The organism is Streptomyces sp. NPDC001415, from assembly GCF_053597395.1.
On sequence record NZ_JBSFIE010000038.1, the window covers coordinates 1 to 16,448 of the forward strand.

Genomic DNA, 16,448 nt, shown 5'->3' on the forward strand with positions numbered 1-16,448 from the left:
TGCCGTCAAGAGGGTGTCTAAATCGGTCGTCACAACCCGATGTTGGACACCCTCCCCACGTCTGAGAACCCAGCAATCGGAACTACTCGTCTAGCGGTACTCCCCCGAGAACCACTTGCGTACCGCCTCCGTGTGCAGCGGGAAGGTCAACTCGGCTGGTTCACGCAGCAGTTCCCAGCCCTCGGTTTCCCCGGTGGGTCGCGTGGGCGGCAGCGTGTCAGCCGGGCGGGCGGGCAACAGGCCGAATACCAGGAGGTGTTCGGGGGAACTCAGGGCATCCGCCAGGCGGACCTCGCCGACCGGGGCCTCGATGCCGGTCTCCTCCTTGAGTTCGCGTACGACCGCGTCCTGCCAGGTCTCGCCGAGGTCGATGAAGCCGCCGGGCAGCGCGAGGCCGCCCAGGCGCGGCTCGATGGTGCGGGTGATGACGACGAGGCCGGTGCCGCGTGCGTCGACAACGGGCAGGAGCGCGATCGCGACGGGCAGCGGATTGCGGTACGCGACCGTGCCGCAGGCCGTACAGGAGCGGGGCCAGGCGCTGTCCGGCGCCGCGTACGGCACTCCGCACGCGGCGCAGTGGGAGTCCATGAGGGGCTGCTTCGGGGGCACGGTCACGCGCGGACTCTAGTCGATGCCCATTCCTAAACCGATAGCACCGATCGAACCAACCGCCCTTCCCCACCCACCAGTTGACCTGATAGAGGGTGTGCCCATGACACGACGTACCGAACGACAGGACACCACCGCCCGGCGGACGCCGTCGCGGGCGCTGCGGACGCTGCGCGGGCTCGTCGCCGGCGCTGCCGCGCTGCTCACCGTCACCGCCCTCACACCCACCGCCCAGGCGGCACCGGAGCCGAAGGCGCCCGAGGTGTTCGTGGCGCTGAGTTCCGTCGATCCCTCGATCATTCAGGAGATGCGCTACATCACCCCCCACGACTTCGTGGGCGAGCCGATCGACGGCTACCGGCAGCCGCTGTGCATCCTGACCAGGCCGGCCGCCGAGGCACTGCACCGGGCGCAGCTGAAGCTGCTGCGGCGGGGCTACTCCCTGAAGGTGTACGACTGCTACCGGCCTCAGCGGGCCGTCGACCACTTCGTGCGCTGGGCGAAGGATCTGGACGACGAGCGGATGAAGGCGGAGTTCTATCCACGTGTCGACAAGTCGAGGCTTTTCGCGGACGGGTACATCGCCGAGAAGTCGGGGCACAGCCGGGGCAGCACGATGGACCTCACCCTCGTGAAGTTGCCCGCTCTCCCCACCCGGCCGTACCACCCGGGGCAGCCGCTCGTGCCCTGTTACGCACCGAAGAACGAGCGGTTCGCCGACAACTCCGCCGACATGGGGACCGGTTTTGACTGCTTCGACACCCTGGCGCACACCGACGACCCGCGCATCCAGGGCGTACAGCGGGCGAATCGGCAGTTCCTGAAGAGCACCCTTCAGGCACAGGGCTTCGTCAATCTGCCCGAGGAGTGGTGGCACTTCACCTATCAGCCGGAGCTGTTCCCCGACACCTACTTCGACTTCCCCGTGGCGTGGCGGTCCGTGGCCGGGCACTGAGTTCCGGTTCGTCCGGTCATCTCGTCGCGGCCAGTGTGTATGCCTGCGGCACCTGATTCCGCTTGAGGATCGAGCGGGCGTCCGGGGCCACCCCCGTGGGTCCCGGGCGCCCGCTCTGTCTTCTCGGACGCGCAGCAGCCGTATCCGGTTCTCCGAAGAGCGATTAGGTTCTGCCGCATGACGAACACGACGGAGCCCACATCCGACGCGACGAAGCCCACGTTCGATTCGTACGAGGAGTTCTGGCCCTACTACGTGGCGATGCACTCCAGGGCCGCCACCCGCTGGGTGCATCTGACGGGCACCCTCACCGGGCTCGCGATCAGCGCCTACGGGCTCGCGCGCGGGCGGAAGCGGTACGCGCTCGCGCTGCCGCTCATCGGGTACGGGACCGCCTGGCCCGCTCACTGGTTCATCGAGAAGAACAACCCGGCCACCTTCGGCCACCCCGGCTGGTCGCTGCGCGGGGACCGGCAGATGATCTCGATGATGCTGGCCGGGCGCGACCGCGAGCTCGGGGAGATCGCCGCCAAGTGGCTGGCCGAGAACCGCTGAGCCGGGGCCCGGGCCCGACCGCCCCTCCCCAACTCCGGTTGCCCGTGGCACACTTCTGACGTTCCGTCAGAAGCCGGTGCCGGGAGGGGACTTGACAGACGCACGCACGCGCACGCCTGTAGTGGCGGGCTGGTTCACGGACGCGGAGGGACAGGACTTCCGGCTGCTCGGCACCCGGTGCGCCGCCTGTTCCTCCGTCTTCTTTCCGCGCGAGGACTCCTTCTGCCGCAACCCCGCCTGCTCAGGTGGTGAGTTGGAGGAGGTGCCACTCTCCCAGCGGGGTCGCGTGTGGTCGTACACCGACGGCCGCTACCGGCCGCCCGCACCCTATGTGTCCGACCCGCAGGTGGAGTGGGAGCCCTATGTGCTCGTCGCCGTCGAGCTGACGGCTGAGCGGATGATCGTGCTCGGCCAGGCCGCGCCCGGGGTGAGCACCGCCGATCTCGCGGTCGGGATGGAGGTCGAGGTGGTGCCCGGCGTGCTCAATGAGGACGCGGAGACCACCTGGACGACCTGGCACTGGCGGCCCGTGGAGGTGGCGGCATGAGCGGCGACATCGCGGTCCTGGGTGCGGGAATGCACCCGTGGGGCAAGTGGGGTCGGAGTTTCGTCGAGTACGGGACGGTGGCGGCCCGGGCCGCGCTCGCCGATGCCGGGGTCGACTGGACGGACGTGCGCTCCGTGGTCGGCGCGGACACGGTGCGCGGCGGCTACCCCGGGTATGTGGCGGGGGCGACGTTCGCGCAAGCGCTCGGCTGGCAGGGCGCGCGCGTGACCAGCGTGTACGCGGCCTGCGCCTCCGGCGCGCAGGCGATCAACACCGCGCGGGCGCAGATCCTGGCCGGGATGGCGGACGTGGTGCTCGTGGTGGGGGCCGATGCGGCGCCCAAGGGGTTCTTCGCGCCGGCCGGGGGCGACCGCCACGACGACCCGGACTGGCTGCGCTTCCGCGTGCTCGGCGCGACCAACCCGGCCTACTTCGGCCTGTACGCCCGCCGCCGCATGGCGCTGCACGGCGACACCGTCGAGGACTTCGCGCAGGTCAAGGTGAAGAACGCGGCGGCCGGCGCGCTCAACCCGAACGCCCGCTACCGCAAGGCCGTCACCGCCGAGGAGGTCGCCGCCTCGGCCGTCGTCGCGGACCCACTGCGGTTGCTCGACATCTGCGCCACCTCGGACGGCGCGGCGGCGCTCGTCCTGACCAGCCTGGACTTCGCCCGCCGGCACGGCGCCGCCGACCCGGTCCGCATCCGCGCCGTCTCGACGGTGACCCCCACCTACCCCAAGGCGGTCCTGGACCTGCCCGACATCGCGACCGACTCGGCGGCCGCCGTCGAGCCCTCGCCGCACTCGTTCCGGGCCTCCGTCGCGCGGGCCGCGTACGAAGAGGCGGGCATCGGGCCCGAGGACCTGTCGCTGGCCGAGGTGTACGACCTGTCCACCGCGCTTGAGCTGGAGTGGTACGAAGACCTGGGGCTGTGCGGCGCCGGCGAGGGCGCCAAGCTCGTGCGGGACGGGGCGACCGCGCTCGGGGGGCGGATCCCGGTCAATGCGAGTGGCGGATTGGCGTCGTTCGGGGAGGCCGTGCCCGCGCAGGCCATCGCCCAAGTATGCGAACTGACCTGGCAGTTGAGGGGCTCCGCAGGAGCACGGCAGGTCGCCGGCGCCCGGGTCGGAATCACCGCGAACCAGGGCCTTTTCGGACATGGCTCCTCGGTGGTGGCGGTGCGCTGAGCCGACATGCCCGACCACCTGGACACGTACCGGGCATCCGGCACTTACCCGCCCGTATACGCCACCCCGTATCCCAACAGCCCATGCTGTCGGCGACCTTGACGGTCCATCACGGCCGGTGAAAACTTCCCGTTGTCTCTCGGCATCGCCGTTTTCCGGCTCCCGGCCGCGCAACAGTCGCGCGGCTGTCCGGCGCCGCCGCCACGGGTGATTCCGCCACAGGGGCACGCTCGACGCGACGCCGGCCGGCGTCCGGGTTCGCCCCTCGGCCGGTCTTGCCGCCATGGGAAACGCGCACCGTGCACGGATACCGGGGCACACCCCGGGCGAGGGCCTAGGAGCCGCAATGGGCAACGGGGACATATTCGTCGGTGAAGTGCTCGGCACGTCGATCCTGGTCCTGTTCGGGGCCGGGGTGTGTGCCGCCGTCACCCTCAAGCACTCCAAGGCGAGGGCGGCCGGCTGGGTCGTCATCGCGTTCGGCTGGGGCTTCGGCGTGCTCGCCGGGGCCTACACCGCCGGGCCGCTCTCGGGCGGTCAGCTGAACCCGGCCGTCACCATCGGCATCGCGATCGACACCGGCAGCTGGGACAAGGTGTGGATCTACCTCTGCGGTGAGATGACGGGCGCGGTGCTCGGCGCCGTACTCGCCTACCTCACCTACTTCGCGCAGTTCCAGGCCAACGCCGACAAGGACGACGCGCTGCCGACGCTCGGCATCTTCTCCACGATTCCGGAGATCAGGAACCCGGTCGCCAATCTGGTGACCGAGATCATCGCGACCGTCGGGCTCGTGCTGCCGGTCCTCTCCTTCGGCAACACCAAGGGGCTCGGCGAGTCCGGCGTGACAGTGCTTGTCGTGTCGCTGCTCGTGGTCGGCATCGGCCTCTCGCTCGGCGGCCCCACGGGGTACGCCATCAACCCGGCACGCGACCTCGGTCCGCGCATCGTCCACGCCCTGCTGCCGATCCCCAACAAGGGGACCTCCGACTGGAGTTACGCCTGGATCCCGGTGGTCGGGCCGCTGATCGGCGGGGCACTGGGCGGCCTCATCCACCACGCAGCCTTCTGACCCGCAGCCTTCAGAACCGCAGTCTTCAGAACCAGGGGTAGCCATGACGGACAAGTTCGTCGCCGCGATCGACCAGGGCACCACCTCCAGCCGCTGCATCATCTTCAACCAGGACGGAGCGATCGTCGCCGTCGACCAGCGCGAGCACCGGCAGATCTTCCCCAAGCCCGGCTGGGTGGAGCACGACGCCACCGAGATCTGGTCCAAGGTGCAGGCCGTGGTGGCGGGCGCGCTCGCCCGGGCCGGGCTGCGCGCGGAGCAGCTCAGCGCGCTCGGCATCACCAACCAGCGCGAGACGACGGTCCTCTGGGATCGGGCGACCGGCAAACCCGTGCACAACGCGATCGTGTGGCAGGACACCCGGACCTCCGCGCTCTGCCACGAACTGGGCGCCACCGACGGGCAGGACCGGTTCCGCGAGGCCACCGGGCTGCCCCTTGCGAGCTACTTCTCGGGGCCCAAGGCGGCCTGGCTGCTCGACAACGTCCCCGGGCTGCGGACCCGCGCCGAACGCGGCGAGATCGCGTTCGGGACCATCGACTCCTGGCTGATCTGGAACCTGACCGGCGGCACGTCCGGCGGTGTGCACGTCACGGATGTCACCAACGCCTCGCGCACGATGCTGATGAACCTGGAGACTCTGCAATGGGACCCCGAGATCCTCGCCGCGATGAACGTGCCCCAGGCGGTGCTTCCGGAGATCCGGTCCTCGGCGGAGGTTTACGGCACCGCCGTCGGCCAAGTGGCGGGCGTTCCCGTCGCCTCTGCGCTCGGCGACCAGCAAGCGGCGATTTTCGGACAGGCCTGCTTCGGCACCGGGACGGCGAAGAACACGTACGGAACGGGGAGTTTCCTGCTTCTCAACACCGGCACCCGACCGGTCCCTTCGAAGAGCGGGCTGATCACGACGGTCGGGTACAAGATCGGTGAACAGGCGCCGGTCTACTGCCTGGAGGGGTCGATCGCGATCACCGGGGCGCTGGTCCAGTGGTTCCGTGACCAGCTCGGCATCATCCGCAGCGCGGACGAGATCGAAGCCCTCGCCGCAAGCGTCGACGACAACGGCGGGGCCTACATCGTGCCCGCCTTCTCCGGGCTCTTCGCGCCCTACTGGCGCTCCGATGCGCGGGGCGTCATCACGGGGTTGACCCGGTACGTGACGAAGGCGCACCTCGCGCGCGCGGTCCTGGAGGCGACGAGCTGGCAGACCCGTGAGGTCGTCGACGCCATGTACCAGGACTCGGGAGTGCAGATCACGACGCTCAAGGTGGACGGCGGCATGACCGCCAACAATCTCCTGATGCAGCATCAGGCGGACGTGCTCGGGGTCCCCGTGATCCGTCCCAAGGTGTCCGAGACGACCTGCCTGGGGGCGGCGTACGCGGCCGGGCTCGCCACCGGCGTCTGGTCGGACCTCGACGAACTGGGGGCGCACTGGCAGCGCGATGTGGAATGGTCTCCGCGTATGGAGGGCCCGGTCCGCGAGCGCGAGTACGCCAACTGGCGCAAGGCGGTGGAGCGCAGCCTCGGCTGGCACGAGGAGGACGGCCGGTAGGCCCCCACGGACGCGCGGCCCGTACCCCGGTCGGTGGGGGTACGGGCCGCGCTGCACGCTCTACAGGAGAGCCTCAAGTGGCGGCGGGCTGACGGGCCTTCGCCGACATCGCCATGGCGTGCTCGACCACGCCGACGAGAATCTCCTTGACGGACTCGCGGACGCGCGCGTCGCACATCAGGAGCGGCACCTCGGGGTCGAGATCGAGGGCCGCGCGCACGGTGTCGACGGGGTAACGGGCCGCGTCGTCGAAGCAGTTGACGGCGACGGTGAACGGGATGCCGCGCCGTTCGAAGTAGTCGATGCCGGCGAAGCAGTCCTCCAGGCGGCGGGTGTCGGCGAGGACGACCGCGCCGAGCGCCCCCTGCGCCAGCTCGTCCCACAGGAACCAGAACCGGTCCTGGCCCGGGGTGCCGAAGAGGTAGAGCACCAGGTCCTCGCGGAGCGTGATGCGCCCGAAGTCCATGGCCACCGTGGTGGTGCTCTTGCCCTCCACCCCCGCGAGGTCGTCGACCGGGCGGCCCGCCTCGCTGAGGCGTTCCTCCGTACGCAGTGGCCGGATCTCGCTCACCGCGCCGACCAGGGTGGTCTTGCCGACGCCGAAGCCGCCGGCGACGAGGATCTTGAGCGTCACCGGATCGACGTGCCGCTTCCTGCGGCTAGAGCGCCCGAAGGCCATTGATCACCTCGCGGAGAAGGGACTCGTCCGGCAGCTCGGCCGGCGGAACGGGTCGGGTTACATGCACCAGGGCGTCGGCGACGAGATCGCCGACCAGGACCCGGACCACCCCGACGGGGAGGTCGAGTCCGGCCGCGAGTTCGGCGATCGACTGCGGGGAGTCGCCGCACCGTTCGACGATCTCCACGTGCTCCGGTGAGAGCGTCTGGTCGCGGCCCGGGTCGTCGGCGGCGGGTTCCGGGACGACCACGGCGATCAGGTCGAGACGGTGCTGGCCGGCGCTGGTGGTGCGGCCGCGCGTCATGGCGTACGGACGCACCACCGGCCCCGCGTCGTCGTCGAACCAGTGGTGCGGCCGCCCGGGGGCCGCCGCCTGGTCCTGCGGCTGCCCCTGGGTCCGTTGGTCTGCGTCACTCATCGCGTCCCCCGCTCATGACGTACCCCACTCACCCTCCGGTGTGCAGGCCGGTCCGTGGTGCGGTGGTCAGATGGGCGCCGACCCGCTTGACCATCAGCGTCATCTCGTACGCGACCTGGCCGACGTCGGAGTCGGCGTCGGACAGGACGGCCAGACAGCTGCCGTCGCCGGCGGCCGTCACGAAGAGGAAGGCGTCGTCGAGCTCGACGACGGTCTGGCGGACCTTGCCCGCCTCGAAGTGGCGGCCGACGCCCTTGGCGAGGCTGTGGAAGCCGGAGGCCACGGCGGCCAGGTGCTCGCCGTCCTCGCGGGTCAGGTCCCGCGAGGTTCCGGTGGCGAGGCCGTCGCTGGAGAGCACCAGCGCCTTGCGGATGGAGCCGACGCGGTCGACCAGCTCGTCGAGGAGCCAGTTGAGTTCGCCGGAACCGCTCCCTGCGTTGCGTGCTGCGGCTGAGTCCTGTGGCGCGGTCATCGACCGTCCCCCTCCGGTGTGGTTCGTCGTGCGGTGTCGCCCCGGGCGGGTGCGGATGGTCCTTCCGCGGTGTCCGGTGCGGCGTTCTGGCGGCGGCCGCGCTGCCAGCCGCGCTGCAGTGCGGCCATGCGGTCACGCACCTCGTCGGCGTCGCGCTCCGGCTCGGGCCCCTCGTCGGGCGCGGGGTGGCGGCCGTCGGGGGCGTCCTTGAGCTGGGGGGCCAGGCTGGCCTGGCGGACCCGGCGGGGCAGCCCGCCGAGCGGGGCCTCGTCCTCGGGCCGCTGCGGTCCGGGGAGGCTGCCCCAGGACGGTGCCGAGCTGGGCGCGCCCGGCAGGTCGGCCGGGTTGGCGGGCCCCGGCCCGGACGGCTCGGCCAGGCCCGCGGGCTTCACCGGCGTCAGTCCCGACGGCTGCGGCGCGGGCCGAAGGGGCTGCGGGGCCTGGGGAGTTGAGGGCCGGGGCGGCTGGTGCGTACGGCGCTCGGGAAGGCGGTTTCCGAAGGCGCGGCCCTCGGGGGCCGGGTCCGGCTCGGGGGCCGGATGGCCGCGCCCGGGGCCGTCCACGCGGCGGCCGTTGTCGCTGACCAGGGTCGGCACCCGGTGGCGGCGCGGCAGCGGCACGGGGCCCTGCTCCTCGCCCTCGTCGGCGGCCTGCTGATGCTGCTGGCGGTCGTCGGCCGGCTCGGGGACCCGGCGGGCCGAGCGGAGGAGTCCGCTGCGCGACGCCTCGATCTCGTCGAGGCCCGGGGGCGCTTCGAGTACGGAGGGCACGTCGAGGCCCAACGGGTCGAGCGGGGGCTCCAGTTCGACCGGGCCGTCCAGGACCGGCTGGCCCGGAATGCCGGCGGGCAACGGGGAGAGCGCGCGGCGCGGGGCGTCCGGGACGCTCTTGCCGTCACTCTTGGCTGCCTTGCGGTCGAGCCGGAACCCGGTGCCCTCGGTGTCGGGCGCGTCGGTGAGCAGTGTCGCCGGGATGAACACGACGGCGGTGGTGCCTCCGTACGGAGACGGCTGGAGCGAGACGCGTACGTTCTGGCGCTGGGCGAGCCGACTGACCACGAAGAGGCCGAGCCGGTCGGTGTCGGAGAGCTCGAACTCGGGGGTCTCGGCGAGCCGCAGGTTCGCGTCGAGCAGCACTTCCGGGGCCATGCCGAGGCCGCGGTCGTGGATCTCCAGGGTGAAGCCGTTGGCGACCCGCTCGCCGTGCACCTGGACGGCGGTGTGCGGGGGCGAGAACACCGTGGCGTTCTCCAGGAGTTCGGCGATGAGGTGGGTGAGGTCGGCGACGGCCGGGCCGCCGACACCGAGCCGGGGCAGCCTGCGCACCTCGATGCGCTCGTAGTCCTCGACCTCGGCTACCGCGGCCCGTACGACGTCCATGAGCTGGACGGGCTTGCGCCACTGGCGGGAGGGGGCGGCTCCCGACAGGATCACCAGGCCCTCGGCGTGCCGGCGCATGCGGGTGGTGAGGTGGTCGAGGCGGAAGAGGTCGGCGAGCTCGTCGGTGTCCTCGGTGCGGCGCTCCATGGTGTCCAGGAGCGTCAACTGGCGGTGCAGGAGCACCTGGTTGCGGCGCGCGAGGTTGACGAACACCTCGGAGACGCCGCGCCGCATGTCGGCCTGCTTGACGGCGGCCTCGACGGCGGCGCGTTGCAGGGTGTTGAGGGCCTGGCCGACCTGGCCGACCTCGTCGCGTTCGTAGTCGAGGCGCGGCGCCTCGGTCTCGACGTCGACCTGTTCGCCGGCGGCGAGGCGGCGCATCACGCTCGGCAGCCGGACTCCGGAGACCTCGTGGGCGTCCTTACGGAGGCGGGTGAGGTCGCGGATCAGCTCGCGGCCGATGCGTACGGACATGAACAGCGAGATCAGCAGGGCGAGGAAGCCGAGCACACCGGCGAGCCCCGCCTTGATCAGGACGTTGAAGGCGACCGGCTCGACGCGGTCCTGGTAGCGGTTGCCCGCCTCGGTGCCCATCTGCGCGAGGTGGTCGAGGACGGGGGTGGCGGTCTGCTGCCAGCGGGCGGCGTCGATGTGCCGGGGGTCCTTGGCGGGCCCGGCGTCGATGATCGCGGCTTCGGCGGTGCGCAGGGCCTCGGTGTCGGGGCCGCGCCAGTACTGCTCGAAGACGTCGCGTTCGGCGGCGGGCAGGATCTCCAGCTCGGTGTCGTACAGGAGCTGCCGGTTGGCCACCAGGTCGGATATACGGCGCAGTTCGGGGGCCGTCGTCTTCGGGGTGATCAGGGAGGAGGCGACGAGGGCGTCCTCGCGCGACAGCATCTCGCGGGCCCGGGTGATGCCGACGAGGGCCCGGCCCTGCTTGTCCATCTCCACGTTCTCCAGGGCATGGAGATTCATGAGGAAGCTGTAGCAGGGGTCGATGAGTCGGTTGTAGAACTCCAGCGCCTGCGCCCGGTCGACACCGCCCTGGTCGATGGACCGGCGAAGCGAGGCCATGGAGTCGAAGCCGTCGAGCACGGCCTTGAGACGGGCCTTCGCGACGGGCTGGAGGTCACCGCGGACGTCCGAGTCCTGTGCCGCTGCCCGGATTTGGGCCATCGCGCCGTCGGTGGCGGACCGGCGGCCGCGGAGCGCGGCGAGGGCGTCGGAGGGGCGCTCGTCGGCGAGGTAGACGAGGGTCTGGCGGCGCTCCTGCTGGATGACGCGGACGGTGTCCTCGATGGGGTAGCCGACCTTCTTGACGATGTTCGCCACGTCCATCAACTCGTTGGCCTGCCGGCCGGTGAGATAGGTGGAGAACCCCCACAGCGCGGTGAGGGAGACAAGCGGCACGAGCAGCAACGCCACGATCTTCCGGCGGATGGACTTCCCGCGAAAGCGCATGGCCTCCCCCAGATCAACCGTCAACAAACGGCGTGAGCCTACTACTGACACACAGACAACTCGAAGGCACGTCCGGACGATTTTCGGCCGCCGGCCCGAGCGGTGATCATGAGTTGTCCTGGTATTCCGGGAGATGACGACCCGGTCCGCAGCCGATGACACCCGTCATGGCGCCTTTTCGACCACTGTGGCAGATGGCTGGAATTCTGCGTTCCGGGCAAATCCCGGGAATCTTCGGGGAGTTCCGTTCGTCTGTCTGTGCGGGAGGTCTGTTACGAGCTGTTGCGGGATGTTGCGGGATGCCTGTTACGGGGTGTCTGTCGGTACGGGCCGGACGGGCGGCAGGATCCGTGGGTACGGGATGGCGTGGGTACGGGGTGACAGTGAGCCGGGGCCTGAATGTGGGTCGGGGGCGCGGTGGGGCGAGGCGTCGGGGCGCCGTGGGTGGGGAGGAATGAGGGCATGAGCGTTGAGCAGCAGCCGTTGTGGGTGGAAGAGCCTGCCGTGCGACCGCGGCTGCCCGACCCGGTCCGCACCGCGGCCGTGCGCGCCGTCATCATCGTCGCGGCCACTCTGATGCAGGCGATGGTCGCCTTCCTGTGCACACTGGCCAGTTCGTGGCTCGCTTTCCCCATGGTGCTGAGCAGCGTGGGGAGCACGGTGCTCGCCACCTGGGGGGTGCTCGACGTCTGGGTCACCCGCCAGGTGTGGAACCAGCGCAACGGCGTGGTGTCGATGCCGAGCAGCACGGCGCGCAAGCTGCGCAAGGAGCGGCGCCGGGCCCGGCGGGCGGCCCGTACGGCCGAGCGGGCGGCGCGAATACGGTCCGCGGACGGCGCGGGCCGACGGCTGTCCGGCGTCTGAGCCGCCCGGCCACCGCTTCCGCCGTACCGCGCCACGCCGCTAGGTGCGGCGCCTCAACCCCTCGGTCAGGCGGGCTTCTTGAACATGCGCGTCGCGGTGATCTCGCCGTGCACGGTCTCGCCCGCGGTGTCCTGCTGGGGCAGGCCGGGCCGCAGGTGCTCCTCGACGCTGATGTACTTCAGGCCCGCCCTGAGGTCCGCGTCGTTGCGCAGCCGGATCACCAGGGGGAACTCGGCGAGCGCCGTCGTGTCGAACAGGCCGGTGGTGTAAAGGAGTTGGACACCGAGCGCGTCGGACACGGCCCGCTGGAGCTCCAGGAGGTACGTCGCGTTGGCGCGGCCGATCGGGTTGTCGAGGAAGAGCGTCCCGGCGTGCCGGTGCTTGTCCCGGCCGCGGTCGTTGCTGCGCAGCGCCGCCATGGTGCAGTAGAGCGCGATCGCGGCGGTGAGCAACTGGCCGCCGGAGAACACGTCGCCCATCTGCCCGACGGGCACGCGCTCGGCGCGCAGCACCGCGTCCGGCTTGAGGATCTCCACGGAGATGCCGCGCGGCTCAAGCGCCGCCTGTACTCCGCGCAGCAGCAGGGACATGCCGTCCCTGCGCAGGTCGGAGTTCTTCTTGACGGCGGCGCGGGTGGCCTCGTCGATGACCTCGCCGAGGCGTTCGGTGAGGGTGGCCTGGTCGGGTTCGTCGAAGCGGATCCGCAGGAACTCCTGCCCGGACCATTCGCCGAGGCCTTCGGGGAGCTGGGAGAGGCGCTGGGCGGAGCGGAGCGTGGTGAGCGCCGACTCGACGAGGCCGCGCAGCCGGTCGACGATGGAGTCGCGGTTGCGTTCCAGCTGCTCAAGCTCGTCGGTCAGGACGCGCAGCCGGGGTTCGAAGGCGGCGGCCCAGGCGGCGGCGTGCTCGGGCAGGGACGCCGCGGGCAGTTCGCGGATCTGCTGGCGGGCCGGGGTGCGGACCTGCTCGTAGCGGGTGGCGTTGGCGTGCCGCACCAGGATGTCGGACGCCTCACGGACCGCGGAGTCGGCGGCCGAGAGGTCGCCGGAGCAGCCGCGCAGGGAGCGGCGGGCCTCGGCGGCGGACTGCCGGGCCTCCTCCAGGGTGCCCGGGTACGGCTCGGGGGCGGTGTCCTCGTCCGGGCCCTGGCTGTTGTCCCGCAGCAGGTCGCGAAGCAGCGCGGCCGTCTCGTCGAAGCCGCCGGCCGCGTCCTCGGCGGCCCGGTGGGCGGTGAGCAGTTCGGCGTGGGCGGCGCGGGAAGTGTCCAACTCGTCGGTGCGCGCGGCCAGTTCGGTGGTGGCGGTACGCAGCAGGGCCTGGGCCTGCTCGGCGTCGGCGGGCACCTGGTCCTCGGGGAGCTCGGTGTGTGTCTCGCCTTCGGCGGGTGCCAGGCGTTCGGCCTCGCCGCGCAGCCGGCCGAGTTGCTCGCTCGCCGTGGATGCCCGGGTCTCCAGCATCTGGACGAGCGACTCGGCGCGGGCCGCGGCGGCCTGGCGGGAGGGGCCGTCGGCTCCGTCGGTGCCTTCGAGGAGGGTGGCGGCGCGGGTGCGCACCTTGTTGGTGAGCCGGTCGAGCTCGGCGAGGGCGGCGCTTTCGTCGCTCTCGGCGCGGGCCTGCTCGGCGCGCAGATCGGCGCCGACGCCGACCTTCTCGTACAGCTGGGACGCGGCGCGGTAGGCCTCACGCAGGGTGGGCAGCGCGGCGCGCGGGGCGTCCGCGTCGGGCTCCGGAAGGTTTTCGGGGGCGCCCGCGATCTCGGCACGCTCGGCGCGCAGCGCGCGGGAGGTGCGGTGGGCGTCGTCGGCGGCGCGCTGGGCGGCGCGGCGGTCCTCGTCGGCGGCCTTGGCGCGCTCCAGGAACGTCTGGGCGCGGGCCTCCGACTCGGCTGCCTCGTCGGCGAGTTCGCGGAGCTTGACCTGCCAGCCGGCCCGCTCTCGGAGCCGGTAGGCGAGTCCGGCGAGGGCGTCGGCGGCGCGCCGGGCGCGCTGGGCGACCTCCTGCCGTTCGTCGCGCACCCGCGCGGTGTCGGCGGCCGCCTCGTCCGCTTCGGCCCGTAGGGTGCGGGCCTCGGTCAGTTCCTGTGCGGCTTCCTTGGCGGCCTCGCGGGCGCCGTGGGCGGCGGTGGCGAGCTCGGCGAGCATGCCGGGCGGGCAGTCGGCGCGCCAGGATCCGATGCGGGCGGCGAGCGAGCGGTCCCCGGCGAGCCGGGCGGCCAGCGTACGGATCTCCTCGTCGCGGGCGGTGGCGCGGGCGCGCAGCGTCTGGCGTTCCTCGTCGGCGGCGCCCTCGTCGTGCATGGCCGGGTTCGGCGGCACGAGGAAGATGCCGCTGTCGCTGCCCGAGTCCGCGGCCGGAACGGGCGCGAGCAGTGCGGCGGTTGTGCCGACGGCCACCGCGGAGCGCGGCAGCAGGGCGGCGCTCGCGAGAGCTTCGCGGGCTCGGGCGTGCGAGGCGGGGTCGGTGATCACCACACCGTCGACGAGCTCGGGTCGGGCCGCGAGCACGGCGGCGTGATCGGCGGGGGCCACGGCCTGGGCGAGGTAGCGCCAGCCGGGCAGCGCCGGGATGCCGTGCTCGCCGAGGTACTCGACGGTGGCGAGCACGTCCGGGCTGGGCGGAAGGAGCCCGCCGTCGCCGAGGGCGCCGAGGATCCGCGAGTCGTCGGCGGCGGCCGTGCGCAGTTCGAAGAGCTGACGCTCGGCGGAGGCGATGCCCTGGTCGAGCAGAGCGCGCAGTTCGTCGGCGCTGCGGTCCAACTCCTCGGCGGTGAGCGGGGTCTGGGCTCCCTCGCCGTCGTGCCTGCGGGGCTCGGGCACGGCGCCGGTGGCTCCGGGCAGGCTGAGCAGTTCGGCCAGGCGCTCCTCCGCGGCGAGCGATTCGGCGGCCCGGCGCTCGGCGTCGTAGGCGTTCTCGGCGGCGCGGGCGGCGTCCTCGGCGCGGGCCGCGGCCAGTTCGGCGCGGGCCTCGACGGAGGCGGCCTCGCGGGCCCGGTCGGCGGCCGTGCGGGCGGCTTCGCGGGCCGCGTCCCAACCGGCCACCGCGGTCTTCTCGGCGTCGCTGGCGGCGAGGGCCGCGCGGGCCGGGTCGGCGTCCGGCGCGCTGTCGTCGAGCCATCCGGCCCGTACGGCCTCGGCGGTCTCCTGCTCGACCTCCGCCAGGCGCTGGCGCAGGTGCCCGGCCTCGCTGCGGGCCCGCTGGGCCTCGGTCGCGGCGGCGGTGGCGTCGCGGTGGGCGGCCTCGCCCGCCTCCTGAAGGGCGGCTGAGCGCTCTTCCTCCTCGGCCGCGACGCGCTCGCCGTCCTCGGCGGCCGCGTGCAGCGCCCGTACGAGATCGGCGGCGGCCTTGGCGCGGGCCGCGAGGGCGGGGGCGGCGTCCCGTTCGGCTTCCTGGATGGCGGCGGCGACGCGGGCCGAGCGGTCGGCGGCCGCGCGGTGGCGGAGCACGGCCTCGGCGGCCTGCCAGGCGGAGTGCAGGGTGCGGGCGTCGGCCAGTTCGCGGCGCTGGGCGGTGGCGGCCTTCTCGGCGACGGCGAGCGCCAACGAGGCGTGCCGGTAGGCGAGTTCGGAGGCGATCAGGGAGCTGCGGCCGCGCGCCTGCTCGGCGAGCGTGACGTGGTGGGCGGCGGCGGTGACCTGCTGGGCGAGGTCGGTGGCACGACCCCGCTCGGCGGCGGCGCGGGCGGAGAGGCGGCGGGCGAGGGTGCGGGTGCGGCGTTCGGCCCCGGCGTGGACGTCGCGGGCCCGCGCCCGGCTCTCGGCGGCTTCGACGATCCGGTTGAGCAGCTCCACGGAGCCCGCGGTGAAGTCGCGTTCGGCGGTGAGTTCGGCACGGCGGCCGAGCTTGTTGCCGAAGCCGCTCACCAGGTCGGCGAGTCCGTCGGTGTCGCGGGTGTCGGTGACGGCGCGAAGGAGCAGGTCGGTGAAGTCGGAGTCCTTCTTGACCGCGAACAGGCCCGCGGCCTCACCCTCGTCGGCGTTCATCTCCCGCTGGTAGCGGAAGAGTTCGGGGTCCAGACCCAGGTCGCCGAGGTGTTCGTTCCAGCGGTCGTGGATGTCCTCCCAGTACACCTCCAGGTGCGGGTACGCCTTGGTCGCCTCGGTGATCGCGTCGCGGAAGCCCTTCATGGTGCGGCGGCGGCCCTGGGCGCCCGAGGCGCCCTCGGCGGACGGTCGCATCGCGCTGGACTCGGCGACCGGCAGCGAGTCCAGGCTGAGCCCGGGGCCCGGCCGGAACGAGTACCAGGCTTCGGCGAACTTCCGCGGGTCGTTGGAGACCTGGCGGCCGCGCCATTCGCTGACCTTGCCCACCACGACGAGCTCGCCGGTGAGGGTGTGCTGCCACTCCAGGGCGACGTGCCCGCAGTCGTCGGCGAGCAGGAACTTGCGCAGCACGCCGGAGCTCGCGCCGCCCAGGGTGTTGCGGTGGCCGGGCAGCATCACCGAGAAGATCAGCTTCAGGAGTACGGACTTGCCGCCGCCGTTCTCCAGGAAGAGCACGCCCGCGGGTGCCGGGCGGCGCGGCGGGCCGACCGGCTCGTCCTCGAAGAACTCGGCCTGCGCGGGGGCCGGGTTGGGCACGGGCGCGCCGACTCCCCGCAGGTCGAGCACGGTGTCGGCGTAGCGCGCACCGGCAGGCCCGATGGAGTAGAGGCGGACCCGGGACAACTCGTACATGTCGGCGGACTCTCGTGGTGAT

The 16,448-nt window shown here is 72.3% G+C and carries 13 protein-coding genes; 7 read left to right on the forward strand and 6 right to left on the reverse strand.

The genetic code is table 11. The features are described from left to right. Window positions 1-90: 90 nt before the first annotated feature. The gene (locus tag ACWC2B_RS32360) at window positions 91-588 is read right to left on the reverse strand and encodes an NUDIX domain-containing protein (protein ID WP_450723006.1); all 498 of its coding nucleotides are present in this window, start codon (window positions 586-588) and stop codon (window positions 91-93) included. 181 nt (window positions 589-769) lie between these two features. Here ACWC2B_RS32360 and ACWC2B_RS32365 point away from each other — a divergent pair, with 181 nt between their 5' ends. From ACWC2B_RS32365 to glpK, 6 genes are all read left to right on the forward strand, one after another. Beyond that, window positions 770-1,564, forward strand: coding sequence for a M15 family metallopeptidase (locus ACWC2B_RS32365; RefSeq protein WP_450723008.1), 795 nt, complete (start codon window positions 770-772; stop codon window positions 1,562-1,564). Window positions 1,565-1,741: 177 nt separating this feature from the next. Then, a complete protein-coding gene (locus ACWC2B_RS32370) occupies window positions 1,742-2,119 on the forward strand; it encodes an Mpo1-like protein (protein ID WP_450722899.1) in 378 nt (125 codons plus the stop codon). 91 nt (window positions 2,120-2,210) lie between these two features. Continuing rightward, window positions 2,211-2,666 carry a Zn-ribbon domain-containing OB-fold protein gene (locus ACWC2B_RS32375; RefSeq protein ID WP_450722901.1) on the forward strand — a complete coding sequence of 152 codons (456 nt, stop codon included), beginning with the start codon at window positions 2,211-2,213 and terminating at the stop codon, window positions 2,664-2,666. Next, a complete protein-coding gene (locus ACWC2B_RS32380; protein WP_450722903.1) occupies window positions 2,663-3,853 on the forward strand; it encodes a lipid-transfer protein in 1,191 nt (396 codons plus the stop codon). Before ACWC2B_RS32375 ends, ACWC2B_RS32380 begins: the two co-directional genes overlap by 4 nt. Before the next feature lie 346 nt (window positions 3,854-4,199). Further along, the gene (locus ACWC2B_RS32385; RefSeq protein WP_450722905.1) at window positions 4,200-4,925 is read left to right on the forward strand and encodes an MIP/aquaporin family protein; all 726 of its coding nucleotides are present in this window, start codon (window positions 4,200-4,202) and stop codon (window positions 4,923-4,925) included. Window positions 4,926-4,968: 43 nt separating this feature from the next. Continuing rightward, window positions 4,969-6,480 (forward strand): glycerol kinase GlpK, encoded by a 1,512-nt coding sequence (glpK, locus tag ACWC2B_RS32390; protein WP_450722907.1) that lies wholly within the window; start codon window positions 4,969-4,971, stop codon window positions 6,478-6,480. Between the two features lie 73 nt (window positions 6,481-6,553). On the opposite strand, the gene ACWC2B_RS32395 is transcribed toward glpK, so the two are convergent. The 4 genes from ACWC2B_RS32395 to ACWC2B_RS32410 are packed head-to-tail and all read right to left on the reverse strand — an operon-like array spanning window position 6,554 to window position 10,889. Continuing rightward, complete coding sequence (locus ACWC2B_RS32395) at window positions 6,554-7,159, reverse strand: GTP-binding protein (RefSeq protein ID WP_450722909.1); 606 nt, start codon at window positions 7,157-7,159, stop codon at window positions 6,554-6,556. After that, window positions 7,140-7,577, reverse strand: a complete 438-nt coding sequence (locus tag ACWC2B_RS32400) for a DUF742 domain-containing protein (protein ID WP_450722911.1) — start codon at window positions 7,575-7,577, stop codon at window positions 7,140-7,142. Before ACWC2B_RS32400 ends, ACWC2B_RS32395 begins: the two co-directional genes overlap by 20 nt. 28 nt (window positions 7,578-7,605) lie before the next feature. Further along, window positions 7,606-8,049, reverse strand: coding sequence for a roadblock/LC7 domain-containing protein (locus tag ACWC2B_RS32405; protein WP_344376228.1), 444 nt, complete (start codon window positions 8,047-8,049; stop codon window positions 7,606-7,608). Then, a complete protein-coding gene (locus tag ACWC2B_RS32410; protein WP_450722913.1) occupies window positions 8,046-10,889 on the reverse strand; it encodes a nitrate- and nitrite sensing domain-containing protein in 2,844 nt (947 codons plus the stop codon). The genes ACWC2B_RS32405 and ACWC2B_RS32410 overlap by 4 nt, the downstream gene beginning before the upstream one ends. 399 nt (window positions 10,890-11,288) lie before the next feature. On the opposite strand from ACWC2B_RS32410, the gene ACWC2B_RS32415 reads away from it, so the two are divergent. After that, window positions 11,289-11,753, forward strand: a complete 465-nt coding sequence (locus tag ACWC2B_RS32415) for a hypothetical protein (RefSeq protein WP_450722915.1) — start codon at window positions 11,289-11,291, stop codon at window positions 11,751-11,753. Window positions 11,754-11,818: 65 nt separating this feature from the next. On the opposite strand, the gene ACWC2B_RS32420 is transcribed toward ACWC2B_RS32415, so the two are convergent. Continuing rightward, on the reverse strand, window positions 11,819-16,426 hold the full coding sequence (locus tag ACWC2B_RS32420) for a hypothetical protein (RefSeq protein ID WP_450722917.1): 4,608 nt from the start codon (window positions 16,424-16,426) through the stop codon (window positions 11,819-11,821). Window positions 16,427-16,448 lie beyond the last annotated feature (22 nt).

What these genes read in the sequence shown, in the direction of transcription:
- ACWC2B_RS32360 (WP_450723006.1), bottom strand. Translation starts at nt 588, where the DNA reads ATGGACTCCCACTGCGCCGCGTGCGGAGTGCCGTACGCGGCGCCGGAC.
- ACWC2B_RS32370 (WP_450722899.1), top strand. Translation starts at nt 1,742, where the DNA reads ATGACGAACACGACGGAGCCCACATCCGACGCGACGAAGCCCACGTTC.
- ACWC2B_RS32380 (WP_450722903.1), top strand. Translation starts at nt 2,663, where the DNA reads ATGAGCGGCGACATCGCGGTCCTGGGTGCGGGAATGCACCCGTGGGGC.
- ACWC2B_RS32385 (WP_450722905.1), top strand. Translation starts at nt 4,200, where the DNA reads ATGGGCAACGGGGACATATTCGTCGGTGAAGTGCTCGGCACGTCGATC.
- glpK (WP_450722907.1), top strand. Translation starts at nt 4,969, where the DNA reads ATGACGGACAAGTTCGTCGCCGCGATCGACCAGGGCACCACCTCCAGC.
- ACWC2B_RS32395 (WP_450722909.1), bottom strand. Translation starts at nt 7,159, where the DNA reads ATGGCCTTCGGGCGCTCTAGCCGCAGGAAGCGGCACGTCGATCCGGTG.
- ACWC2B_RS32400 (WP_450722911.1), bottom strand. Translation starts at nt 7,577, where the DNA reads ATGAGTGACGCAGACCAACGGACCCAGGGGCAGCCGCAGGACCAGGCG.
- ACWC2B_RS32405 (WP_344376228.1), bottom strand. Translation starts at nt 8,049, where the DNA reads ATGACCGCGCCACAGGACTCAGCCGCAGCACGCAACGCAGGGAGCGGT.
- ACWC2B_RS32410 (WP_450722913.1), bottom strand. Translation starts at nt 10,889, where the DNA reads ATGCGCTTTCGCGGGAAGTCCATCCGCCGGAAGATCGTGGCGTTGCTG.
- ACWC2B_RS32415 (WP_450722915.1), top strand. Translation starts at nt 11,289, where the DNA reads ATGTGGGTCGGGGGCGCGGTGGGGCGAGGCGTCGGGGCGCCGTGGGTG.
- ACWC2B_RS32420 (WP_450722917.1), bottom strand. Translation starts at nt 16,426, where the DNA reads ATGTACGAGTTGTCCCGGGTCCGCCTCTACTCCATCGGGCCTGCCGGT.